Genomic DNA, 22,929 nt, shown 5'->3' on the forward strand with positions numbered 1-22,929 from the left:
GAGCTGCAGACCCTCCTCGCGACATGGACCGGCGTCTGCCCCACCTGTCACCGCGGCATACCCACACCAGCCCCGACCTGACCAAGCCCTACTAGCGGGGGAGCTCTTCGAGGAATCGCTGCTGGTCGGCGAGGAGGCCGGGCGGGAAGAGGGCGCGCGGCGCGAAGACCGCCGTCAGGGTCAGCCGCCAGGAGGAGTGCTCGACCGGGGTGCGGAGCAGGGAGTGCGTCGCCCCCGGGTAGCGGCGGACGGTGAGCGTGCCGGGCCGGAGCAGGTCCCGGTAGACGGCCTCGGTCTCGGCGCCGTCCACGTTCAGGTCGTCGGCGCCCGAGATCAGCAGCACCGGGACGGCCCCCATGGCCCGCATCGTCCGCAGGTCCCCGGTCGCGTCCGCGGTGTGGTTGCGGGTGATGAACGACCAGCGTTGCGGGGTGAGTTCCCGGTCGGCGCCGGGGCTCGCGCGGTACTCCTCGTACGAGGCCCCGCGCCGCAGCAGTGCCAGGGTCGACTCCCGGGTGCGCAGGGCGGCCGCCGTGCGGTCGGCGTCGGCCCCGGCCGCGCGGAGTTCGGCGCGCAGGTTGTACTCGCCCTGGCGGTCCCAGTTCACGGCGGTGCCGACCGCGATGACGAAGCGGACGCCCGGGGCGGGGGCCCGCGCCACCACCTTGGGCAGCACCCATCCGGCCTGGCTGGCGCCCCACAGGCCGATCCGGTCGGCGTCTATCTCGGGCCGGGTGCGCGCCGCCCAGGCGATGGCGTCGAGGGTCTCCCGGGCCCGGTCGTCCATGGTCTGGCCGAGCCAGTCGGCGGGTTTGTCGAGTGAGAGCGAGGCGTAGCCGGCGCGGGCGAAGGCCTCCCAGTACGGCCGGTAGAAGCCGTCGTGGGTGGCGTCGACCTCGCCGTCGCCGTGCACGAGGACGACCAGCGGGAAGGGGCCGGGGCCCTTGCCGGTGGGAGTGGCGAGCACCCCGGGCAGCTCGTGGCCGCCGGCGGGGACCCGGACGCGCTCCTCGTGGAGGTCGTAGCTCTGCTGCCGGAGGACGACGCCGGTGAGGACGAGGGCGGTGGTGAGGACGAGGAGCAGGGTGGTCAGCAGTGCCTTGCGGGGCTTGGTCATACGGGGCTCCCGGTTTCGCCGTTCACATTCGATCGAATTGAAAACGATCGTAGCGCCAATGAACGTATTAAGCTTGTGCGTATGACGACGGAGAGCGTTGACGTGCTGCGCGAGGTGCCCCAGGGCGCCGAGGCGCGGGTGGCCGAGCTGTACTGGGAGGCCTTCGGGGGCAAGCTGGGCGCCGCTCTCGGCCCCCCGGAGGCCGGACGGCGGTTCGTCGCCGGGCACCTGCACCGGGACCGGGCGGCGGTCGCGGTGACCGGCGGCCGGGTGGTGGGCGTGGCGGGGTACCAGCTGGCCGGGCGCGGCCTGGTCGGTGGCGACGCGGCCGCGGTCAGGGCGCAGTACGGGCGGGTCAGAGGCCTGTACCGGGTGTTCCTGCTGGCCCTGCTGGAGCGCACCCCCACCCGGGGCGAGCTGGTCATGGACGGCATCGCCGTGGACCCCGCCGAGCGGGGCCGGGGCATCGGCGGCCTGCTGCTGCGGGAGATCGACGCGGTCGCCGCGGAGCAGGGGTGCCGGCGGATCCGGCTGGACGTGGTCGCGGAGAACCCGCGGGCGCGGGCGCTGTACGAACGGCACGGCTTCCGGGCGGTCCGGGTGCGGCGGACGCCGTGGCTGCGGGACGTGCTGGGGTTCGGGGCCGTGACGACGATGCACAAGGAGGTGGAACGGTGATCCCCACCCGTCTGGTGGTCCACGCGCTCGTCCGCGAGGACGGCACCGTGGACGCCGCCGAGCTGTACGAGGTCGCGGGCGAGCTCGGCATGACCGACCAGCAGGTGCGGCTGTGCGTGAAGCGGCTGGTGGTGGAGGGGCGGTTCGCGGTGGAGGGGCGCGGACGGCGCGCCGTACTGCGGATGGCCGGGGCCGGGGCCGAGGCCGGGCTTCCGCTCGTACCGGAGGTGGACTTCGTACGGCACGCGTACCGGCAGGACCGGGGGCTGGAGCCGTGGGACGGGGTCTGGCACCTCTTCGCCTTCGCCGTACCGGAATCCGCGCGGACGGCCCGGGACGCCCTGCGGGACGCCCTGACGGGGCTGGGGGCGGCTCCGGTGCAGGGCGGGCTGTACGTCACGCCGAACGCCATCGGCCCGTACGTGCGGGCCCGCGCGGCGGAACTGGGCGTGGCCTCCGGGCTGACCTGCCTGACCAGCCGGGACCTGGAGGCGGGCGGGACCGCCGACCCGGTCGCGCTCGCGGACCGGCTGTGGCCGCTGGACGAGATCGCGGGGCGGTACGAGCCGCTGCTGACACTGGCGCGGCGCCCGGAGGCCGGGCTGGCGCACGCCGTGGCGCTGGCCGCGGCCTTCTCCGCCGCGATGCTCCCGGATCCGCTGCTCCCGCCGGAGCTGCTGCCGCAGCCGTGGCCGGGAACGGTGGCCCGGGCCGCCGCGGCCGAGGCCTGGACCCGGCTCCGGGCCGACACAGGGCGGGGAGGGCCGGGCGGGCCGGGCACGCCGGGCGGGCCGCGGCTGTTCCGGCTGTACGGCGAGGCCGTGGGCTGAGCCGGCGAGCGGGGGGTACGGGGTGGTTCGTACGGGTATATCCCCTGGGACAGCGCGACGACGTACCCCCGGGCACCCCCGGGGCCACCCCGTCGGAGGAGCGCAGCGCCATGCACCGTACAGACCTCACTGACGTCTCGACCCACGAGGCCCGGGCCCTGTCCGTGTCCCTGTTCCGGAGACTGGCCGAGCTGGAGGAAGGCGGTGCGGAGTACTCGTACGTCCGCAACACCCTCGTCGAGCTGAACCTGAGCCTCGTGAAGTACGCGGCCCGCCGGTTCCGCGGGCGGAGCGAGCCGATGGAGGACATCGTCCAGGTCGGCACGATCGGCCTGATCAAGGCCATCAACCGCTTCGACCCGGAGCGCGGGGTGGAATTCACCTCGTTCGCGATGCCGACGATCACCGGCGAGATCAAGCGGTTCTTCCGGGACACGAGCTGGGCCGTCAAGGTCCCGCGGCGGCTCCAGGAGCTGCGCATCGACTCGGCCAAGGCGCACGACGTCCTGGAGCAGGAACTCGGCCGGGAGCCCACGGACACCGAGCTCGCCGGACACCTGCACGTCACGGCCGAGGAGCTGGTCGAGGGCCGCAAGGCCGCGTCCGCGTACTCCGCGCGCTCCCTGGACGCGCCGGTCCAGGAGGACGGCGACCGCGACGGCGGCGCCGACCGGCCCTCCCTCGGCGAGGAGGAGGAAGCGTACGACCGCATCGAGTGCCTGGAGTCCCTCAAGCCGATGCTGGCCGGCCTGCCCGAGCGCGAGCGCGTCCTGCTCTCGCTGCGGTTCGGACAGGAGCTGACGCAGTCCGAGATCGGCGACCGGCTGGGGCTGTCCCAGATGCACGTGTCCCGCCTGCTGGCCCGCACCCTGGAGCGACTGCGCACCGGGCTGCTCACGGACGCGGCCGCGGAGGAGGCGGAGGAGGCGGGCGTTACGACCGCGGAGCCAGCGGTCCGCTAGGCCCTAGGTGTGTCATGCGCAGGGGCTCCGGCTACGGGGCGTCCTGGCCGGACACCTCCAGCCACACGGTCTTGCCCGGCCGTCCGTCGGCCGACGGCTCCCAGCCCCAGCCGCGCGAGAGCCGATCCAGCACGATCAGCCCGTGCCCTCCCGGCAGCGCGCGGTCGCCGGGCGGGCGGCGCCGTGGCGGCTCGGAGCTGTCGTCGCTGACCTCGACGCGCAGCCGGTCGGGGGTGTGCCGCAGGACCAGTTCCCGCGGCCCGCCGCCGTGCAGGCAGGCATTGGTGATCACCTCGGAGACCAGCAGCAGCACGTCCTCGACGGCCTCGGTCTCCCCCGGCCACTGCCAGTCGGCCAGCGCCCGGCGGGTGAAGTCCCGGCACCGGCCCACGACACCGGTCGTGGCGCCTCCCAGGACCAGCCTCCGCGTCTGCTCGGCCACAGGGCCTCCCGTCTCCGCGCGCGCCGCTCAGCGCCGCACCTACCCCTACCCCGGGCCGCCAATCCTAGGGCGGCGGCCGTCACCCCACTCCCCACTGATTTCACATCTCGGAAACAAGATTCCGCGATACGATAAATTAAGATCCAATCCGCTCGACGACCCCTGGAGGAAAGCAATGGCCGAGAGCCGCGTCGCCCTGATCACCGGCTCCTCTTCCGGCATCGGCGCAGCCATCGCCCGCAGGCTGAGCGCCGAAGGCATCCGCGTCGTCGTCAACTCGGCGCGCAGCGAGAGCGCCGGAAAGGCCCTGGCCGCCGAGCTGCCGGGCGCGGTCTACGTACGGGGCGACGTCGCCGACGCGGCGGACGCGCGGCGGATCGTGCGGAGCGCCGTGGACGCACACGGGCGGCTCGACATCCTGGTCAACAACGCGGGCGTCACCCGCTTCATCCCCCTGGACGACCTGGACGCCGCGGACACCGACGCCTGGCGCGAGATCTTCGACGTCAACGTCGTCGGCACCTGGCAGATGATCACCGCCGCCGCCCCCCACCTGCGTAAATCCGGGGCGGCCTCGATCGTCAACATCTCCTCGGTCTCCGCCACCCGCGCCCTGGGCAGCTCCATCCCGTACGCCGTCAGCAAGGCCGCGGTCAACCACATGACCCGACTGCTCGCCTCCCGGCTCGGCCCGGCCGTCCGGGTCAACGCGGTCGCGCCCGGCCTCATCGACACCCCCTGGTACGAGGACGCCGAGCAGGTCTGGGAGAGCTCCCGCGACTGGATCACCGAGAACACCCCGCTGCGCCGCGTCGGCACCCCCGAGGACGTGGCCGAGGCCACGCTCTACCTGGTGAACGCCGCCTACACCACGGGGGACGTCCTCACCGTCGACGGCGGCCGCCACATCGTCTGAGTCCGCCCCTGGGCCCGCCCGCCCACCGGACGCCACCCCCATTCCGCATCGTGGACTACTACTCTCGTTTTATGAACGCAGAAGCCGACGCCCTCGCCGCCGCGAAAGACACTGCGAACGACGCAGTGAGAGCCGCCGTGAAAGACGCTGACCGGAAGCACGTCTTCCACTCGTGGTCGGCGCAGGAGCTCATCGACCCGCTCGCCGTCGCCGGGGCCGAGGGCTCGCACTTCTGGGACTACCAGGGCAACCGCTACCTCGATTTCTCCAGCGCCCTCGTCTACACGAACATCGGCTACCAGCACCCCAAGGTCGCCGCGGCCATCCAGGAGCAGGCTGCCAAGCTGTGCACCGTCGCGCCCGGCTTCGCCGTCGACGTCCGCTCCGAGGCGGCCCGGCTGATCGCCGAGCGCACGCCCGGCGACCTCGACAAGATCTTCTTCACCAACGCCGGGGCCGAGGCCGTCGAGAACGCCGTCCGCATGGCCCGGCTGCACACCGGCCGGCCCAAGGTGCTCTCCGCCTACCGCTCGTACCACGGCGCCACCTCCACCGCCATCAACCTGACCGGTGACGCGCGGCGCTTCGGCAACGACACCGCCACCGCCGGTGTCGTGCACTTCTGGGGCCCCTTCGCCTACCGCTCGCCCTTCTACGCGACCACCGAGGCCGAGGAGTGCGAGCGCGCCCTGCGCCACCTCGAGGACACCATCGTCTTCGAGGGCCCGCAGTCGATCGCCGCGATCATCCTGGAGACCGTCGGCGGCGCTCCGGGCGTGCTCGTGCATCCGGCCGGCTACCTGCCGGGCGTGCGCGCGCTCTGCGACCGCTACGGCATCGTCTTCGTCCTCGACGAGATCATGGTCGGCTTCGGGCGGACCGGTAAGTGGTTCGCCTCCGAGCACTGGGGCGTCACCCCCGACCTGCTCTGCTTCGCCAAGGGCGTGACCAGTGGCTACGTGCCGCTCGGCGGGGTCGCCATCTCGGCCGCCATCGCCGAGACCTTCGCCCGCAGGCCCTACCCGGGCGGGCTGACGTACTCGGGGCACGTGCTGGCCTGCGCGGCCGCCGTCGCCACGATCAACGTCATGGAGGAGGAGGGCATCGTCGAGCAGTCCGCCCGCACCGGCGCCGAGCTGCTCGGCCCCGGGCTGCGCGCGCTCGCCGAGCGGCACCCCTCGGTCGGGGAGGTCCGGGGGCTGGGCACCTTCTGGGCCCTGGAACTCGTACGGGACGCGGCGACGCGGGAGCCGCTGATTCCGTACAACGCCTCGGGCGCCGACAACGCGCCCATGGCGGAGTTCGGGGCGGCCCTGAAGAAGGGCGGCCTGTGGCCCCTGCTCGCCGGGAACCGCATCCACGTCGCTCCGCCGTGCAACATCTCGCCCGAGGACGTGGCCAAGGGCCTGGCGATCCTCGACGAGGCCCTGTCGGTCGCCGACGCGCACACAGCCTGACCCGCACAGACGTACGGTCGCCCAATCCGTGGGTGCCGCTCTCGGAGGATCCGCGCCATTCCGAACAGCACGTGAACGTGCTGAAATCCGACAGAGCACCTACGGACCGGGATGCACGTCAGTCCCGGGGCGGTCCCGCGGGACCGAACGGCGGGGAGCGGGCCGACCGCTGGACGCCGGGCGTACGGGATCCAGTCCGCCGGACTCCGTGTACCCGAAGGAAGTCATCCCATGAGCAAGCACGTCCTGGCCCAGAACCAGTACGGCAAGGCCGAGAACCGCATCGTCAAGGTCACCCGCAAGGGCGGCGACGGTTCCTGGCACGAGATCCGCGACCTCAACGTCTCGGTCGCGCTCCGCGGTGAGTTCCGCGACGTCCACCTGACCGGCGACAACGCCAATTGCCTGCCGACCGACACCACCAAGAACACGGTGTACGCCTTCGGCAAGGAGCACGGCATCGACTCCCCCGAGGCCTTCGGCATCCTGCTCGCCAAGCACTTCGTCTCCTCGCAGCAGCCGATCCGCGAGGCGCAGATCCGCATCGAGGAGTACGTGTGGGACCGCATCCCGGTCCCGACGCGCAAGGAGCAGCACTCCTTCGTCCGCAAGGGCCAGGAGGTCCGCACCGCGCAGATCACGTACAGCGAGACGACCGGCCTCCAGGTCATCTCGGGCCTGAAGGACCTGACGGTGATGAACTCGACGAACTCCGAGTTCCACGGCTACATCAAGGACAAGTACACGACCCTGCAGGAGGCGTACGACCGCATCCTGGCGACCAAGGTCACCGCGCGCTGGGCGCACTCGGCGCTGGCCGCCGACGACGCCGGGTACGACTGGGACCAGTCGTACAAGAAGGTCCGCAAGAACATGCTGGAAGCCTTCGCGGAGACGTACTCGTACTCGCTGCAGCAGACCCTGAACCAGATGGCCGAGCGGGTGCTCGACAACTGCGCCAAGGTCAACGAGGTGCGCCTGAACCTCCCCAACAAGCACCACTTCCTCGTGGACCTGGAGCCCTTCGGCCTCAAGAACGACAACGAGGTCTACTTCGCGGCGGACCGGATGTACGGCCTGATCGAGGGCACCGTCCACCGCGACGGCGTGCAGCCGGTCATCGCGACCTCCGACTGGATCGTCGCCTAGGCCCCGGGCCCTGTCAGACCTCGTCGGGGAACGGGTTCCCGATGCGCAGGTTCCACCGCCCCGCGCGCCCGCTGAGTTCGGTGAGCGTGCGGGGTCGCGCGTCCAGCCGCCAGAACGCGTGCGGCGGCAGCTCCAGCGCGTGTACGACGGCCGCCCGGACGAAGGCCTGATCGGCGGTCACCCGGTGGGTGCCGGGCTCCAGGCCGGTCAGCCAGCTCCCGGCGCGGGCGACGAGCGCCTCGACGGACTCGCCGCCGGGCGGGGCGTACGCGGGGTCCGTGAGCCAGCTGTGCACCGCGGCCGGGTCCTCGGCGGCCACCTCGTCCAGGGTCCGCCCGGCCCACTGCCCGGTGTCCGGGGCGTACGGCCCGCCGTGGCCGAAGCGGTGCTGCCGCATCGAGCCGTCGAGGGCCGGGGTGACCAGGTGAACTCGTACCGAAGAGGGGTTCATAAAGGGAGCGTAAGCGCGGTACCGTCTCGGACGACATAACTACATGACGACGGTACGACGGAAGCACGGTGAGAATCCGGCACGGTCGCGCCACTGTGAAACCTCCCCGCGGGGGAGGCAAGTCAGACCCGCCGCCGTCGTCGCGAGCACCACTGACCGGGACGCGTGTTCCCTCTGGAGGTACCTGCCATGGCCGCTCACACCGCCGTGCCCACGACGGCTCCCGCCGTCGCCCCGATTTCGCTCTCCGCGCTCGCTCCCTGGGCGGCCTTCGTCGCCGTCCTCATGCTCGTCCTGCTGTACTTCATCGGCGTCGAACAGGGCGCCACCGCGGTCTTCGAGGGCGAGACCATCCACGAATGGCTGCACGACGGCCGCCACCTGCTCGGCTTCCCCTGCCACTGATCTCCTGATCGTCCGATCACCTGATCCCCGCCTCGCAAGGGAACCCGCACCAATGAACTCTGTCTCCCCCCGCGTCCTTCTCGTCAGAGGCATGCTCGCCGGCCTGCTGGCGGGCGTCGCCGCATTCCTCGTCGCGTACCTCCTCGGTGAGTCCAAGGTGGACGCGGCCATCGCCATCGAGGAGGCCGGCCACCTCGCGGCCGGCCACGACCACGGCGCCGAGGAGGCCCCGGTCAGCCGGGCCCTCCAGGCCACGGCCGGCCTCGGCACCGGCGTCCTGCTGTACGGGGTCGCGCTCGGCGGAATCGCCGCGCTCGTCTACTGCTTCGCGCTGGGCCGCATCGGCCGCTTCGGCCCGCGGGCCACGGCCGCGCTGGTCACCGGCGGGCTGTTCGTCACCATCACGCTGGTGCCGTTCTTCAAGTACCCCGCCAATCCGCCGGCCGTCGGCGACCCCGAGACGGCCGCCCGGCGGACCGCCCTCTACCTCCTGATGATCGCGCTGAGCGCGCTGCTGGCGGCGGGCGCGCTGATCCTGGGCCGACGGCTCGCCCCGAAGCTCGGCAACTGGAACGCGTCGGCCGCGGCGGGCGCGTTCTTCGTCCTCGCCGTCGGGATCTCGTACGCGTTCCTGCCCGGCATCAACGAGGTTCCCGCCGACTTCCCGGCCGCGCTGATCTGGGACTTCCGCCTCGCGTCCCTGGCCATCCAGACCGCACTGTGGACGACTTTCGGCCTCGCCTTCGGTTTTCTAGCCGAACGTGCCCTTGTGCCGGGCGCCGCACCCAAGGAGGCTGTGCAGCCGACGAGTTGACCATGAGGGGGCCGGTAGTACATGCCGTACGTGCCGACGGCGATAAGGCAGTGGCGAGGCTGGACGGGCGCCGCCCCGTTCTGGCTGAACTCGTTCCTGCTGCTCCTGGCCCCCTTCACCGCCGTCACGCTGTTCGGGCAGATCGGCGTGATCGCGGCCCTGGCCGCGCTGGGCGGCCTGGCCCGCCACCTCTGGTCCGGCGACTACGGCCACCCGGCCGTCCACCTCGCCGCCATCCTCATGGGCGCGACGACGGCAACGCTGGTCGCGGTGTGTTGACGCTGACGGAATGATCTTCGCCGTCCACGCCCGCCGCGTCCGGGATCCGCGGCGGGGAACTCACCTGTTCGGGCGTACGGACCCCCACCCCACGACGGAGGCGGCCGGACCCGGCGTCAGCTGCGAAGACGCCGGAAATCCGAGGCGACACGCCCGTGACGTCCCGTCAGCCTCCCGTGTTGCACCACGTGCAGGCGGGCAGAGGAGGTGTCCACTGCACACATGATCCGGCCGCCCGAGCCGGACAGGAGGGATTCCCATGCCCCGCGCCAAGTGGGCCGTCGCCGCACTGACGGTGGTTCTGCTGTCCACCGGCATCAGCGTTCTGCAGCGCACCGAGGGCGCCACCCCCTCGGCCACGACCACCGACGACGCGCTGCCCTCGCGGGCGCTGGGGCTGTCCGACCACCGGCGTCTCGCCCGGCAGCGGGAACACTCCGGCGAGCACACCCCCGGCCAGGGCGCGCGCTCGCCGAGGACGGCCCCCGGTCCGCTGCGGCCGGTCACGAGACCCATGCGGCCCGCCCGCCCGGTGCGGTTGCGCGTCCCGAGCATCGGCATCGACGTGCCGCTGGCCGCGGAGCGCGAGGGGTACGAAGGGCGCGAGGGGCGCGAGGGGCGCGAGGGGCGCGACGAAGCCTCCTGGGACACCGCCGGTCCGCCGCCGGGCTCGGCCGGCACCGCGGTGATCACCGGACCCGGTCTGGACCTCGCCGGCCTTCAGCGCGGCCGGACCGTCGAGGTCTCCCGCGCGGACGGCCGTACGGCCGTGTTCACCGTCATCCGGATCTCGCCCGGCGAGGCCACCGGCCACGAGGACCGGGCCGGACGGGCCCAATTGCGTCTGATCGGCGGCGAAACAGCCGTGCTGGCCCGGCTGACGGGACAGCGGCGGGGCCGCTGACCCGCCCCCGCGGGCCGTCATCCGTGAGGGGTGTCTTCGTCCCCCGGTCGGGGGCTTCTGCGGGCCCATCCGGGAGCCGCCCCGCGTGGCGGGGCACACCCCCCGCATGAGCGGGAGGCAACGCGCGCGTGCGGCACTGACCCGGGCCCTGACGGCGGCCTGTGTCGTGCTGCTGTGCGTGTTCGGCGCCGGTCCGGCCGCCGCGACGGTCGCCGAGTCCCGGGCCTCCTCCACCGCGCCCGCCGAGCCCACCGAGGGACAGTCGGATCCGGCCGCGGACCCCGAAGTACGGGCCGCCGTACGGTGGCTGCCGCGCGGGGTGCCCGGCGTACGGCGGACACCGCTGCCGGTGTTCCACGTGAAACACGGGGGCCGGTGTGCGGGCGCGCCCGCACCCGGCCCGGGGAGGACCGAGCCGGCGCCGGCCCCGCCGACGGTGCGGAGTGTGGTCCTGCGCTGCTGAGCGGGCCCGGGGCCCGGTCCGGATCGACCGGCCCTGACCGGCAGCAGCGCTGTCCCCCCACACCCCCTTGAGCACCGTGAGGTTCCGCCATGCCCATCGACCCGTTCGCCGCCCTGAACGCCATGCTCCGCGCCGAGGCCGCCCGCTTCACCCCGCCGGTACGCCAGGCCGATCCGGCCGCGCCGGAGAAGACCCCGGCCACGGCCGCCGAGCCCGACAGCGAGAGCGAGAGCGAACCGCAGCACACGGCCGCGGCGGACTCGGCCGCGTAGGAGCCCGCCGCAGACAGGGAAGAGCGCCGGTTCCCGCGCCCTCGGCAACGGAGAGTGGTCAGGTGAGGTTCGACCACGGGCACGGGAACCGGCGCCACCTTCAGTCTCCGCCGGGCGCCCGCGGGGCCGCCTCGGGCAGAGGCACGGAGTCGCCCGGCCGAAAGTACGGCAGGCCGGTACGGCTAGGGCTCCCGCGTGTAGTAGCGGTAGAACGCCGCTGCGCCGACGCCCGCGCCCGAGAAGAGGCCGATGACGCTGGAGCTGAGCACGCTGGCTCCGGTGAGGCTGTGGAGGTAGCCCACGGCGATGCCCGCGAAGGCTCCGTACGCGGTGGCGTGGACCTCGCGCATGAGGCGGGGACCGACGCGGTTGAGGCCGAACATGCAGGCGGCGAAGAGCACGCCGCACAGGATCCCGTAGAAGACGTTGCCCGCGTCCACCCCGCCCGTGTCGCGCCTGATGAAGGCGCACCAGACTCCGTAGACGAGTCCGAGGAGCAGGGCGCGGATGAGGGCGTTCCTGCCGGAGTGGTCCATGACCGCCGACTGGCGGTAGGGGTGCCGCCGGAGGGCGGTGGGTGCCGCATGTGCCATGACGGGCTCCTCTCTCCCATCCTCCAGGGCACACCCGCCACCCCCGACCGGCAAGTGGATCACGGGCTCTCAGGAGGGGCGCACCGCCACGGCGTCGATCTCGAAGAGCATGCCGGGCAGGGCGAGTGCGGCCACCCCGATCAGGGTCTGCGCGGGCAGTTCGGTGCCCCAGGTGGCGTGCAGCTCCTTGAGCAGCACCTCCAGCTTCTCCTGGTCGTGGCCGACGATGTACGTGCCGATGCGGACGACGTCGGCCGGGCCGAGCCCGACGGCGGCCAGGGCGGTCCGGAGGTTGGCGAAGGCCTGCGCGACCTGGTCGGCGAAGTCCTCGGAGACGACGAAATAGAACTCGCAAGGGTGACACCCGCACCCGCCCGCAGCAACAGCGCTCGCGCCGGTGCCCCTCCCCGGCATTCCCTGGTGACGTGCGCACCATCCTGTCGGCGGTCCTCATCGTGCTCGCGGCCCTCCTCGTGCCCGCGAGCGCCGTCGCGTACTGGGCCGACCGCGAACTGGGTGACGCCGACCGCTACACCGCCGCCATGTCCCCGCTCGCCGCGAACCCCGCCGTACAGGGCGTCGTCGTCACCCAGGCCACCCGCGCCCTCGCCGGGCAGATCGACGTGGGCCCCTTCCAGGGCGGCCTGGACGCCCTGCTCGGCGAGGCCCTGGGCTCCTTCGCCGGCACTCCGGCCTACCGCACCGCCTGGGACGCGGCCAACCGCGCCGCCCACGCCGCCTTCCTGGAGGCGCTCACCACCGGTGACGGCGACGCCGTCACCATCGACCTCGCGCCCGCCATCGCGCAGGTCAAGGCTGAACTCGTCGCCGACGGCGTGCCCTTCGCCGACCGCATCCCGGTGACCCACGTCTCCGTGAAGGTCATGGAGTACGACAACCTCGGCGCACTCAGGGAAGGTTTCCGCATGCTCCAGATCGCCGGCATCTGGCTTCCCGTACTGACCGTGGTCCTGGCCGCGACGGCCATCGCGGTCGCCGTCCACCGCCGGCGCGCCGTCATCGCCACCGGCCTGGGGCTCGCGGTCGGCGCCGCACTCCTGTGGATCGCGGTGGACCTGTGCCGCCGCCTCACCCTGGACGACCTGCCGGCCGACATCGACCGGGCGGCCGCCGGGGCGGTGTACGACGCGCTCACCGCGTTCCTGCGCACCACCGCCTGGGTCGTGCTGGCGATCGGGCTCGCCGCCGCGCTGGGCGCCTGGCTGATGGGCCGACTGCGCCGCACCCCATAAGCTCGGAAGGTACCAACGTACGCAGAACGACGCAGAAGATCCCAGAAGAACCGATTCGCGAGCGGCGGCACGGAAGCTGGAATGAGCACCGAACGCACCGAACACATACCGTCCGGGCGAGACCGGCACCATTCGCTGGCTCCACCCGCCTGGCTGCTGGGCGGACTGCGGCCGAGCACCGCACCGATCCCGTGGGCCGCCGCGGCGCGGGCGGCGGTCGCAATGTCCGTCCCGCTCGCCGTGGGATTCGCCCTGGACGAGCCCGAGTACGGCGCGCTCGCCTCCATGGGCGCCCTCTCCGGGGTCATCAGCGACACCGCCGACGCCTACCGGATGCGGGTCCTGAACATCGCCGTACCGCAGCTCTTCGGCACCGTGGGCGTCTCACTGGGCACCCTGGTCTTCGGACACGGCTGGCTGGCCGTCGGCGTCCTCACGCTCATCGCCCTGGTCTCCGGGATGATCTCCTCCATCGGCACGGTCGCCTCCGTGTCCGGGCTGCTGCTCCTGCTCAACGCCGTGATCGGCGCCGGTCTGCCGCTGCCGCAACCCTGGTGGACGGCGCCCCTGCTGCTGAGCGCGGGCGGCCTGTTCGTCCTCGCACTGACCCTGCTGGGCTGGCCGTTGCGCGGCCGTCAACCGGAACGCGCCGCCGTCGCCGCCACCTACCGGGCCCTGGCCGACGCCCTGCAAGCCGCCGGCGGACCGGACTACTCGGAGCGCCGCCAGCAGGTCACGCAAGCCCTGAACCAGGCCTACGACCTGGTGCTGGGCAGACGGGCCCGGGTCCACGGGCGCAGCCCCTCGCTGGTGCGGATGCTGGCCCAGCTCAATGTGGTGATCCCGCTGGTGGAGGCCGCGCCCGCCGCGCACCTGCGCGGCCGGCCGCTGCCGCCGGAGATCCCGGCGGCCGTACGGGACCTGGCGGCCGCCGTCGAGGAGGGCCGCACGGGGACCCCCGTACTGGAACTGCCCGCCCCGCACACCCCGGCCGAGCGGGCCGTCGACTCGGCCCTGCGGCATGCGGCGACCACGGTGTACCTCGCCGAACCGGACCTCCACAACGTCGACGACCGGCTCGGCCGGCCCGCCGCCCTGCGGGTCCGGGCCCGGCACGCGGTACGCGACATGATGCTGTCCGGAGCCTCATGGCGGTACGGGCTGCGGCTCGCGCTGTGCATCGGGCTCGCGCAGTCCCTCGTCTCGCTCGTCGAGGTCGAACGCTCCTACTGGGTCGCTCTGACCGTCACCTTCGTCCTCAAGCCCGACTTCGGCTCGGTGTTCTCGCGGGCCGTGCTGCGCGCGCTGGGCACCGCGGCCGGGCTGGTCATCGCGGCGGCGGTGCTGGCCGAGGTGCCGCGAGGCTGGTGGGACGTACCGGTGATGATGGTCCTGGCCGCCCTGATCCCCGTCTTCTCCGCCAAGGGGTACGCCTTCCAGACCGCGGCGATCACCCCGGTCATCCTCCTCCTCTCGGACCTGCTCAACCACCAGGGCTTCGACCTGATCCGCCCCCGGCTGCTGGACAGCCTGATCGGCTGCGCCATCGCGCTGGTCGCGGGCTACCTGCTGTGGCCCGAGAGCTGGCACACCCGCATCGGCGACCGGCTCGCCGACACCGTGGACGACGCCGCCCGGTACGTGGAGCGGGCGTTCGGCGCCCACCCGCAGACGGAAGCGGGCCTGGAGGCGGCCCGCACGGCCCGTCTCCAGGCCCGGCGCCGGATCTACCGCGATCTGTCGGGCGTCCGCAGCGAGTTCCAGCGAGCACTGACCGAACCGCCCCCGACGGGCGCGCGGGCCGCCGCGTGGTGGCCCCTGGTCGTCGCCGTCGAGCGCATCGTGGACGCGACGACCGCCGCCCGCGTCCGCGTCAACCACGGCGCCGCGCCGCCCGCGGCGGGCGAGGTGGAGGGGATCATCCGCCAGCTGCGCTCCCTGGCCGAGGCGGTCCGCACGAGCGGCACCCCTGCGCCGGCCGAGGTGGAGACGGAGTCCGACGACTCCGGCGTCCTGGCCCCGGTCCACCAGGAGATCGCGGCGGCCCGAGCCATTGCCCGTACGGGAAGCTGACCGGTCCCCGGTGCGGCCGTAGGCCGGTGTTCTCGGCGGGCCCCCCGAACGGCCCCACGGCCAGGCCGGGTGCCGGCCGGCGGGGGAGCATCGGTACATGCGCAGCCCCCGTGTCCTGGCCGGCACGGCCATCGCCGCCCTCCTGGCGGCCACGGCCGGGTGCGCCGATGTGGAGGGGCTCCAGAGCGAGGGCGACCTCGGTATCGTGCACGCCCCGCAGAGCCTGTGGAAGAGCATCCGCCCCGACCCGCCCGGCCCGGGCCAGCAGCCGGGCGCGGCCGCCCTGGTGCCCGGGCTCCCCAAGGTCTCGGAGAAGAGCAAGGGCATGCGCGGCGTCGACGCGCTCGCCGTCGTACGCGCCGACATCACCGCCGCCGTCACCGAGGACGGCGGCACCGGCCGCCTCGTCGACCCCCGGGCCGCACAGCGGCTCGCGCTCTGCACACAGGCTGTGGGCGGCGGCCCCGACTGCCCGGTGCGCCCCGGCGTCCTGCACGACCTGACGGGCGACGGCAAGGAGGAGCTGATCACCGCCCTGGACATCGACGGCCGCGTCAGTGAGCTGCGCGTCTACGCCGTCCGCGACGACGGCGCCGTCGCCCGGGTCCTGGCCCGCCGCGGGGTGCTGGAGGGCGTGGAGGTGGCCGCCGAGCACCTGGCGGTACGCGAGCCCACCTCGAACCCGAAGTACGTCTCCGTCTCCGACTACGTGTGGGACCCCAAGGCCCGGAGCATGAACCTGTCGCAGCTCACCCTCGACGAGTGCCCCGCGCTCACGGAGATCCCGCTGAGCGGGGACGGGTCCCGATGCGCGCGCTGAGCAGCCTGCGCTGGAAGATCGCCCTGACCACCACCATGGTGTGCTGCATGGTCGCCGCCGCGCTGGGGATCCTGGTGCACAACGTGGTCGCCCGGCAGATCGTCGGGGAGGTCCGCAAGGAGGCGGACGGGGAGTTGGACCATGCCCTCGGCCACTACGAGTACGGCACCGCGCACGGCGATGTGAACGCCGCCCTGGACCCGCCCGACCTGCCCCGGCGACTGCGCGAGCTGGTCGCGCGCGGGGACACCGGCAGCATGGTCGGCCGGCACGAGGACAAGCCCGTCATGTGGGCCGCCGGACCCGCCGACGAACACGCCCTCGCCGTCTGGATCCCCTACGAGAGCACCCGTGACCGGCTGCGGGACATCGACGCGGCGATCCTCGCCTCCTCGGTGCTCGCGGCCGGGGTGGTCGCGCTGGCCGGCTTGTTCCTCGCCAACCGGATCAGCCGGCGGCTCACGACCACGGCCGCCGTGGCCCGCCGGATCAGCGCCGGGGACCTGGACGCCCGGGTGGACTTCCCGGCCGACGGGGACACCCCCACGAAGGAGGACGGGGACGATCCGCGGCCGGCCCGCTCCCGGGACGAGGTACGGGACGTGGCACACGCGCTGGACTCGATGGCCGGGTCGCTCCAGGACCGGCTGGAGGCGGAGAAGCGCTTCACGGCGGATGTCGCGCACGAGCTGCGCACCCCGCTCACGGGCTCACTGGCCGCGGCGGCGCTGCTACCGGAGGGCCGCCCCAAGGAGATGATCAACGACCGGCTCAAGGCCCTGCACCTGCTCACCGAGGACCTGTTGGAGATCTCCCGGCTGGACTCCGGCGTCGAACGGGCCGAGCTCGCCCGGGTGGAACTGGGCCGGGCGGTGCGGCGGGCCGTCGCCGCGACCGGACTGGACGTCTCCGTACGGGTCCTCCGTGACACGGTCGTGCTCACCGACCGGCGCCGCCTGGACCGGATCCTGGCCAACCTGCTGGTCAACTCCCACAAGCACGGCGGGCCGCCCGTCGAGGTGACCGTGGAGGGCCCGGTGGTGGTGGTCCGCGACCACGGGCCCGGTTATCCGCCCGAGCTGATCGAGCAGGGCCCGCAGCGGTTCCGCACCGGGGACCCGGGGCGCGGGCGGGGCCACGGGCTGGGACTGACGATCGTGGCCGGACAGGCGGCGATCCTGGAGATCACGCTCAACTTCGCCAACGCCCCGGACGGGGGTGCGGTGACCACGCTCCGGCTGCCCGTCGGGCGCCTGACGGACGGGAGTTGACCGGCAGGAGGAAAAGCGCGAGGAATGCGCAAGGGAAAGCGCGAGGGGATGTTTCACGTGAAACACCCCTCGCGCCGGTTCAACCTGGCGTGCTCATCGGCGGGATCAGACGCCGATGTTCTTGCCGTCCTTGCGCCAGACGGAGACGACCGCCGGACGGACGATCTTGCCGGGGCCGTCGGGCCACACGGACTGCGGCTTCTCGACGGACGCGCCGTCGATCTCGCCCGGGTGCTGCACGGACACCAGGACGCGCTTGTCCTGGATGAGCGGGCCACAGGTCTCGGCGCCGCGCGGAACGGTCAGGAACTGCTTCAGCTCACCGCGGCGGTCACCGGCGGTCGCGACGCCGAACAGGCCGTCGTGGGAGCCGAGCTGGTTGCCGTCCGTGGAGATCCACAGGTTGCCGTGCGGGTCGAAGGCCACGTTGTCCGGGCAGGAGATCGGGCTGACCTTGTCCTTCGGGAAGCCCGCGAAGTAGGTCGCCGGGTCGTTCGGGTCACCGGCGACGAGGAAGAGCCGCCAGGCGAAGCCGTCGCCGGCCGGGTCGTCGAAGTTCTCGGCGAGCTCCAGGATCTGGCCGTGCTTGTTCAGGTTGCGCGGGTTGGCCTCGTCCGCGGCCGCCTTGCCGGGCTTGCCCCGGTCGGTGTTGTTGGTCAGCGCGATGTAGACGCGACCGGTGCGCGGGGACGGCTCGACGTCCTCGGGACGGTCCATCTTGGTCGCGCCCACCTTGTCGGCGGCCTGCCGCGTGAAGACGTAGACCTCCTCGGCGGTCATGCCCTCGACGTGCGAGACGTTGCCGGTGGCGAGCTTGATCCAGACGCCCGAGCCGTCGAACTCGCCGTCGGCGGGGAGCGTGCCGGAGCCGTCGATCGCGGCGGCCGGGGAGTCGCCGGTCAGCTTGGCGACGTAGAGGGTGCCCTCGTCGAGCAGCGTGAGGTTGTGCTCCTTCGCCGCGCGCGAGTTGCCCTTCTTCATCTGCTTCGACGAGACGAACTTGTAGAAGTAGTCGAAGCGCTCGTCGTCGCCCATGTAGATGACGGGACGGCCGTCCTCGGTCAGGCGGGGCTGCGCGGCCTCGTGCTTGAAGCGGCCGAGCGCGGTGCGCTTGCGCGGGGTGGAGTTCGGGTCGTACGGGTCGAGCTCGACGACCCAGCCGAAGCGGTGCGACTCGTTGGGCTCCTGCGCGACGTCGAAGCGCTTGTCGAACCGCTCCCACTTGCGCTCGGTGGCACCGGCGGTCACGCCGTAGCGCTTCAGGCGGGCGGCCTGGGTGGGGTCGGTGACCTGGCCGGCGTTGCCGAAGTACTGGTTGAAGTTCTCCTCGCCGTGGAGGGTGGTGCCCCACGGGGTGGTGCCGCCGGCGCAGTTGTTGAGCGTGCCGAGCACCTTGGTGCCGGTCGCGTCGACCGAGGTCTTCAGCAGGGCGCCGCCCGCGGCCGGGCCGGTCAGCTTGAACTCGCTGGTGGCGGTCAGGCGGCGGTTGAGCTGGTGGCGGGTGACGGCGGTCAGCTTGCCGGTGCGGTGGTCCTCCTGGACGACGACCACGGACAGGCCGTGCGCGGCCCAGGCGATCTCGACCTGCTCGCGGGTCGGGTTGGCCGGGTCGTACCCCTTGAACATGAGGTTCTCGTCCGTGTACTCGTGGTTGGCCACGAGCAGCTGCTGGCGCTCGTAGTCGCCGCCGAGCGGGAGAAGGCTCAGGAAGTCGTTGTTGTAGCCGAACTGACCGGCCTGCGCGGCGGCGGTCTGCTTGTCGGCGTTGAAGCCCGGGGCACCCTTGACGATCGGGTCGCCCCAGCGGATGACCACGTTCTGGTCGTGGCCCTCGGGGATCGTGACCTTGTCGTCGGTGTTCGGCGCGACGGCCTTGAAGCGCAGACCGCGGGCGGGCTCACCGCTCTTGGAGGCACCGGCGGCCTCGGCCTCGCCGACGGGGGTGGCGTTGGCGGTCTGGCCGGGACCCGAGAGGGCGACGGCGGTGCCGGCCGCGGTGGCGACGGTCACGACGGCGGCGGTACGCAGCATCGAGCGGCGGGAGTACGCGCGGGCTATGACATCGCCGGCGTACTCGTTGTCGCTGGTGTTCGGCACCTCGTGGAAGCAGGCGTCGCCACAGCGGTAGCGGCAGGTGAGAGCGGAACGGCCGCTCCCATGCGGGTTGCCGATGAGCGGCAGGAGCTTGCGCACGAGTGTCCTCCGAGTAGCTGCGTGGGCGCCGACAACGTGTCGGAACAATCCAGCGGTGACGCTAGGCGGGAGTTGCGCCGAAGCGGCGGCGCGGGGATGAACGGCCGGTGAACCCGGCGCGTCGGAGCGGGAGTTCGGGAGGGGGGTGAGCGCGTCCGGAAGCCGGACGCCACGAAAGGTGCCCCTCCCGAAGATCCAGCCGGGCGGCCGATAACCTTACGTGTCCACTCTGGGCAGGGATCATCCGCGCAGCACGGACAAATGACGCACGCACTCATGCGAAAGGCCTGGCCCATGGGTATTCGGAGCTTGTTGCGCAAGGTATTCGGACGATCGGCGGAACCCGTTCCGGAGACTTCGGACGCCCCCTCGGCGAACCTCCCGAGCCAGACGGAACGCACCCCACTGGACGTTGCGGCCGAACTGGTGGCCGCGTCCTTCGACAACCCCACCGTTCCCCCGCAGTCCGCACCTCGGGACCGCGAACCGGGCACGGTCCTCACGGCCCCGGCCCCGGACCCGTCCCCGGCGGCGGCCCCGCCGTCGGACCCCACGGTCCCGGAAGCCCGCCGCCCTTCGCCTCCGGCGGTTCAGCAGGGCCCCACCGAGCCGGTGGCACCCGCGTCCGAGGCCGCACCGGCCGAGGCCGCACCGGCCGAGGCCGAAGTCGCCGCCCCCGCGGCGGAGCCCGAAGCCAAGGCTGAAACCACGCCGAAGGCGGAGCCGGTCGCCGCCGAGGCCGAGGCCGAGCCGGCCGCGGAGGCCGAGCCGGTCGCCGCCCCCACGGCGGAGCCTGAAACCGCACCGGAGGCGGAGCCCGTGGCCGCCGAGGCCGACGTACCGGCGCCGGAGGCGGAGCCCGAGGTCGAGCCCGAGGCCGCCGCCCCCGTGGCGGAGCCCGAGACCGCGCCCGAGGCGGAGCCCCTGGCCGCCGAGGCCGAAGTCGACGCACCCGAGGCCGAGGCCGAGGCCGAGCCCCAGACCCCGCCGGAGGCGGAGGCGGAGGGGCCCGCGCACCCCGCGGCCGCGGTGCGGCGGCGGGCGCCCGGGGTGGCCGGGGCCCACAAGGCCGCCGGGCAGGTGCTCAAGGGCAAGGGGAAGGCCGGGGCGCGCGCCAAGGTGTACCTCGTCCTGGACCGGTCCGGATCGATGCGCGGGTTCTACAAGGACGGCAGCGCCCAGTACCTCGCCGACCACGCCCTCGCCCTCGCCGCGCACCTCGACGAGGAGGCCACCGTCCACACGGTGTTCTTCTCCACGGAACTGGACGGCACCGCCGACCTGTCCCTCGACAGCCACGACGAGGCCTGGGTCGAGGCCCGCCACGCCGAGCTCGGCCGGATGGGCCGCACCAGCTACCACGTCGCCGTCGAGGCCGTCGTCGAGCGCTACCAGAAGGACGGCGGTGAGGGCCCGGCCCTCGTCGTCTTCCAGACCGACGGCGCCCCCGACAACCGGCAGCCCGCCAAGGCGGCCCTGGCCGAGGCGGCCACCACCGCCCCCGGCATTCACTGGCAGTTCGTCGCCTTCGGCGACCACGACGCCAAGGCCTTCGACTTCCTGCGCAAGCTGGACGCCGACAACGCCGGCTTCTTCCACGCCGGCCCGGCCCCCCGTGAACTGACCTCCGCCGCCCTCCTCAAGGGCATCCTCGAGCGGTTCTAGTCCGGACACGACACACGAAGGGCCCGGGATCCAAGGATCCCGGGCCCTTCGTCACACCTCGTACGCGTTACCGCGCGGCGTCCGGGTGGACGGCCTCGGCGATCGGCTTGGCCTCCGCCGGCTTCGTCTCCACCGGCTTGCGCAGCGCGATGTTCAGCTCGCGCAGGCGGGACTCCTCCAGGACGGTGGGTGCGCCCATCATCAGGTCCTGCGCGTTGCCGTTCAGCGGGAAGGCGATGGTCTCGCGGATGTTCGGCTCGTCGGCCAGCAGCATCACGATGCGGTCCACGCCCGGGGCGATGCCGCCGTGCGGCGGGGCGCCGAGGCGGAAGGCGCGCAGCATGCCGGCGAACTCGCGCTCGACGGTCTCGGCCTCGTAGCCCGCGATCTCAAAGGCCTTCAGCATGACCTCGGGCTCGTGGTTGCGGATGGCGCCGGAGGACAGCTCGATGCCGTTGCAGACGATGTCGTACTGCCACGCCAGGATGTCGAGCGGGTCCTTCTCCTCCAGGTCCTTCATCCCGCCCTGCGGCATGGAGAAGGGGTTGTGGGAGAAGTCGATCTTGCCGGTGTCCTCGTCCTTCTCGTACATCGGGAAGTCGACGATCCAGCAGAAGCGGAAGACGTTCTCCTCGAACTGGCCGGCGCGCTTGGCGGCCTCGACGCGAACGCCGGACATGATCTTGGAGACCTCGTCGAAGTCGCCCGCGCCGAAGAACACGGCGTGGCCGGGGACCAGGCCCAGGCGCTCGGTGAGGACCTTGACGTTCTCCTCGGTGAGGAACTTGGCGATCGGGCCGGTCAGGGCACCGTCCTCGCCGACGCGGACCCAGGCCAGGCCCTTGGCGCCCAGCGAGATCGCGTACTCGCCGAGGCCGTCGAAGAACTTGCGCGGCTGCCCGGCGGTGTCCGGGACGGCCAGGGCGCGCACGTGCTTGCCGGCGAAGGCCTTGAACTCCGAGCCCTCGAACACGTCGGTGATGTCGACGAGCTCCAGCTTGGCGCGCAGGTCGGGCTTGTCGTTGCCGTACTTCAACATCGACTCGCGGAACGGGATCCGCGGGAAGGGGGAGGTGACCTCGCGGCCGTTGCCGAACTCGGTGAAGAGCTCGGTCATCAGGCGCTCGATCGGCTGGAAGACGTCCTCCTGCTCGACGAAGGACATCTCCACGTCGAGCTGGTAGAACTCGCCCGGCGAGCGGTCGGCGCGGGCGTCCTCGTCGCGGAAGCAGGGCGCGATCTGGAAGTACCGGTCGAAGCCGGAGATCATCAGCAGCTGCTTGAACTGCTGCGGGGCCTGCGGCAGGGCGTAGAACTTGCCCGGGTTCAGACGGGACGGCACCACGAAGTCACGGGCGCCCTCGGGGGAGGTCGCGGTGAGGATCGGGGTCGCCATCTCGTTGAAGCCGAGGGCCACCATCTTGTGCCGGATGGCCGCGATGACGGCCGAGCGCAGCATGATGTTGCGGTGCATGCGCTCGCGGCGCAGGTCGAGGAAGCGGTACTCCAGGCGCCGCTCCTCGTTCACACCGTCGTCGGTGTTGATCGTGAAGGGCAGCGGGGCGGCCGCGCCGAGCACCTCGACCTCGGCGGCCTCGATCTCGATCTCGCCGGTCGGCAGCTCGGAGTTGATGTTCTCGGCGCCGCGCGAGACGACCTTGCCGTCGACCCGGACCACGGTCTCCTTGGAGAGCTTGTCCAGAACGGCGGCGGCAGCGGTGCCGGGACGGGCCACGAGCTGCGTGATGCCGTAGTGGTCACGCAGATCGATGAAGAGGATGCCGCCCAGGTCTCGACGGTTGTGCAGCCAGCCGCTCAGCCGGACGTCGGCGTTGACGTCAGAGGCGCGGAGCTCGCCGCAGGTGTGGGACCTGTACCGATGCATCAGTCATCCAGTTCTTCGCGATACCAGGGTGGATTCA

The 22,929-nt window shown here is 72.5% G+C and carries 24 protein-coding genes; 17 read left to right on the plus strand and 7 right to left on the minus strand.

Annotated elements, in window-relative coordinates:
- Window positions 1-91: 91 nt before the first annotated feature.
- Complete coding sequence (locus ACGFYQ_RS15725; protein WP_393744079.1) at window positions 92-1,117, minus strand: alpha/beta hydrolase family protein; 1,026 nt, start codon at window positions 1,115-1,117, stop codon at window positions 92-94.
- A gap of 81 nt (window positions 1,118-1,198) precedes the next feature.
- On the opposite strand from ACGFYQ_RS15725, the gene ACGFYQ_RS15730 reads away from it, so the two are divergent.
- The 3 genes from ACGFYQ_RS15730 to ACGFYQ_RS15740 all read left to right on the plus strand — a co-directional run bounded on the left by ACGFYQ_RS15730 (window position 1,199) and on the right by ACGFYQ_RS15740 (window position 3,587).
- Window positions 1,199-1,795 (plus strand): GNAT family N-acetyltransferase, encoded by a 597-nt coding sequence (locus tag ACGFYQ_RS15730; RefSeq protein WP_393744081.1) that lies wholly within the window; start codon window positions 1,199-1,201, stop codon window positions 1,793-1,795.
- Window positions 1,792-2,625 (plus strand): PaaX family transcriptional regulator C-terminal domain-containing protein, encoded by an 834-nt coding sequence (locus ACGFYQ_RS15735; RefSeq protein WP_393744083.1) that lies wholly within the window; start codon window positions 1,792-1,794, stop codon window positions 2,623-2,625. Before ACGFYQ_RS15730 ends, ACGFYQ_RS15735 begins: the two co-directional genes overlap by 4 nt.
- Before the next feature lie 110 nt (window positions 2,626-2,735).
- Window positions 2,736-3,587 carry a SigB/SigF/SigG family RNA polymerase sigma factor gene (locus tag ACGFYQ_RS15740; protein ID WP_393744085.1) on the plus strand — a complete coding sequence of 284 codons (852 nt, stop codon included), beginning with the start codon at window positions 2,736-2,738 and terminating at the stop codon, window positions 3,585-3,587.
- 31 nt (window positions 3,588-3,618) lie between these two features.
- Here the strand turns inward: ACGFYQ_RS15740 and ACGFYQ_RS15745 are convergent, their stop codons facing one another.
- Window positions 3,619-4,029 carry an ATP-binding protein gene (locus ACGFYQ_RS15745; RefSeq protein WP_393744087.1) on the minus strand — a complete coding sequence of 137 codons (411 nt, stop codon included), beginning with the start codon at window positions 4,027-4,029 and terminating at the stop codon, window positions 3,619-3,621.
- A gap of 175 nt (window positions 4,030-4,204) precedes the next feature.
- Here ACGFYQ_RS15745 and ACGFYQ_RS15750 point away from each other — a divergent pair, with 175 nt between their 5' ends.
- The 3 genes from ACGFYQ_RS15750 to pucL all read left to right on the plus strand — a co-directional run bounded on the left by ACGFYQ_RS15750 (window position 4,205) and on the right by pucL (window position 7,551).
- Window positions 4,205-4,945, plus strand: coding sequence for an SDR family NAD(P)-dependent oxidoreductase (locus ACGFYQ_RS15750; RefSeq protein ID WP_393744089.1), 741 nt, complete (start codon window positions 4,205-4,207; stop codon window positions 4,943-4,945).
- Between the two features lie 71 nt (window positions 4,946-5,016).
- Entirely contained in the window at window positions 5,017-6,402 is a 1,386-nt protein-coding gene (locus tag ACGFYQ_RS15755) for an aspartate aminotransferase family protein (protein ID WP_393744091.1), read from the plus strand.
- A gap of 231 nt (window positions 6,403-6,633) precedes the next feature.
- The gene (pucL, locus tag ACGFYQ_RS15760) at window positions 6,634-7,551 is read left to right on the plus strand and encodes a factor-independent urate hydroxylase (protein WP_393744093.1); all 918 of its coding nucleotides are present in this window, start codon (window positions 6,634-6,636) and stop codon (window positions 7,549-7,551) included.
- Window positions 7,552-7,564: 13 nt separating this feature from the next.
- Here pucL and ACGFYQ_RS15765 read toward each other — a convergent pair whose 3' ends face one another.
- Window positions 7,565-8,002 carry a histidine phosphatase family protein gene (locus ACGFYQ_RS15765; RefSeq protein ID WP_393744095.1) on the minus strand — a complete coding sequence of 146 codons (438 nt, stop codon included), beginning with the start codon at window positions 8,000-8,002 and terminating at the stop codon, window positions 7,565-7,567.
- 189 nt (window positions 8,003-8,191) lie between these two features.
- On the opposite strand from ACGFYQ_RS15765, the gene ACGFYQ_RS15770 reads away from it, so the two are divergent.
- The 6 genes from ACGFYQ_RS15770 (at window position 8,192) to ACGFYQ_RS15795 (ending at window position 11,139) form a co-directional block, all read left to right on the plus strand.
- A complete protein-coding gene (locus ACGFYQ_RS15770; protein ID WP_388558490.1) occupies window positions 8,192-8,407 on the plus strand; it encodes a CbtB-domain containing protein in 216 nt (71 codons plus the stop codon).
- Window positions 8,408-8,459: 52 nt separating this feature from the next.
- Window positions 8,460-9,221 (plus strand): CbtA family protein, encoded by a 762-nt coding sequence (locus ACGFYQ_RS15775; RefSeq protein ID WP_393744098.1) that lies wholly within the window; start codon window positions 8,460-8,462, stop codon window positions 9,219-9,221.
- A gap of 21 nt (window positions 9,222-9,242) precedes the next feature.
- Window positions 9,243-9,500, plus strand: a complete 258-nt coding sequence (locus tag ACGFYQ_RS15780) for a hypothetical protein (protein WP_393744100.1) — start codon at window positions 9,243-9,245, stop codon at window positions 9,498-9,500.
- 259 nt (window positions 9,501-9,759) lie between these two features.
- Window positions 9,760-10,404, plus strand: coding sequence for a hypothetical protein (locus ACGFYQ_RS15785; protein WP_393744102.1), 645 nt, complete (start codon window positions 9,760-9,762; stop codon window positions 10,402-10,404).
- Window positions 10,405-10,510: 106 nt separating this feature from the next.
- Window positions 10,511-10,867 carry a hypothetical protein gene (locus ACGFYQ_RS15790; RefSeq protein WP_393744104.1) on the plus strand — a complete coding sequence of 119 codons (357 nt, stop codon included), beginning with the start codon at window positions 10,511-10,513 and terminating at the stop codon, window positions 10,865-10,867.
- 89 nt (window positions 10,868-10,956) lie between these two features.
- Window positions 10,957-11,139 carry a hypothetical protein gene (locus ACGFYQ_RS15795; RefSeq protein WP_393744106.1) on the plus strand — a complete coding sequence of 61 codons (183 nt, stop codon included), beginning with the start codon at window positions 10,957-10,959 and terminating at the stop codon, window positions 11,137-11,139.
- A 182-nt stretch (window positions 11,140-11,321) separates the two neighbouring features.
- On the opposite strand, the gene ACGFYQ_RS15800 is transcribed toward ACGFYQ_RS15795, so the two are convergent.
- Both ACGFYQ_RS15800 and ACGFYQ_RS15805 read right to left on the minus strand, forming a co-directional pair.
- Window positions 11,322-11,732 carry a hypothetical protein gene (locus ACGFYQ_RS15800; RefSeq protein ID WP_393744108.1) on the minus strand — a complete coding sequence of 137 codons (411 nt, stop codon included), beginning with the start codon at window positions 11,730-11,732 and terminating at the stop codon, window positions 11,322-11,324.
- 69 nt (window positions 11,733-11,801) lie between these two features.
- Window positions 11,802-12,146: a RidA family protein gene (locus ACGFYQ_RS15805; protein WP_393744110.1), complete on the minus strand. Its 345-nt coding sequence runs from the start codon at window positions 12,144-12,146 to the stop codon at window positions 11,802-11,804.
- Window positions 12,147-12,157: 11 nt separating this feature from the next.
- Between ACGFYQ_RS15805 and ACGFYQ_RS15810 the strand changes: the two genes are divergently transcribed.
- The 4 genes from ACGFYQ_RS15810 to ACGFYQ_RS15825 all read left to right on the plus strand — a co-directional run bounded on the left by ACGFYQ_RS15810 (window position 12,158) and on the right by ACGFYQ_RS15825 (window position 17,149).
- Window positions 12,158-12,985, plus strand: a complete 828-nt coding sequence (locus ACGFYQ_RS15810) for a hypothetical protein (RefSeq protein WP_393744112.1) — start codon at window positions 12,158-12,160, stop codon at window positions 12,983-12,985.
- An 81-nt stretch (window positions 12,986-13,066) separates the two neighbouring features.
- On the plus strand, window positions 13,067-15,058 hold the full coding sequence (locus ACGFYQ_RS15815; protein ID WP_393744114.1) for an FUSC family protein: 1,992 nt from the start codon (window positions 13,067-13,069) through the stop codon (window positions 15,056-15,058).
- Window positions 15,059-15,155: 97 nt separating this feature from the next.
- Window positions 15,156-15,878 carry a hypothetical protein gene (locus ACGFYQ_RS15820; RefSeq protein ID WP_393744116.1) on the plus strand — a complete coding sequence of 241 codons (723 nt, stop codon included), beginning with the start codon at window positions 15,156-15,158 and terminating at the stop codon, window positions 15,876-15,878.
- Window positions 15,866-17,149: a sensor histidine kinase gene (locus ACGFYQ_RS15825; protein WP_393744118.1), complete on the plus strand. Its 1,284-nt coding sequence runs from the start codon at window positions 15,866-15,868 to the stop codon at window positions 17,147-17,149. Before ACGFYQ_RS15820 ends, ACGFYQ_RS15825 begins: the two co-directional genes overlap by 13 nt.
- A 105-nt stretch (window positions 17,150-17,254) precedes the next feature.
- On the opposite strand, the gene ACGFYQ_RS15830 is transcribed toward ACGFYQ_RS15825, so the two are convergent.
- On the minus strand, window positions 17,255-19,342 hold the full coding sequence (locus ACGFYQ_RS15830; RefSeq protein WP_393744120.1) for a PhoX family protein: 2,088 nt from the start codon (window positions 19,340-19,342) through the stop codon (window positions 17,255-17,257).
- 309 nt (window positions 19,343-19,651) lie between these two features.
- Here ACGFYQ_RS15830 and ACGFYQ_RS15835 point away from each other — a divergent pair, with 309 nt between their 5' ends.
- Window positions 19,652-21,007: a VWA domain-containing protein gene (locus ACGFYQ_RS15835; protein WP_393744122.1), complete on the plus strand. Its 1,356-nt coding sequence runs from the start codon at window positions 19,652-19,654 to the stop codon at window positions 21,005-21,007.
- 67 nt (window positions 21,008-21,074) lie between these two features.
- Here ACGFYQ_RS15835 and aspS read toward each other — a convergent pair whose 3' ends face one another.
- Window positions 21,075-22,892, minus strand: a complete 1,818-nt coding sequence (aspS, locus tag ACGFYQ_RS15840; RefSeq protein ID WP_393744124.1) for an aspartate--tRNA ligase — start codon at window positions 22,890-22,892, stop codon at window positions 21,075-21,077.
- Window positions 22,893-22,929 lie beyond the last annotated feature (37 nt).

Source organism: Streptomyces sp. NPDC048258 (genome assembly GCF_043201995.1).
GTDB lineage: Bacteria > Actinomycetota > Actinomycetes > Streptomycetales > Streptomycetaceae > Streptomyces.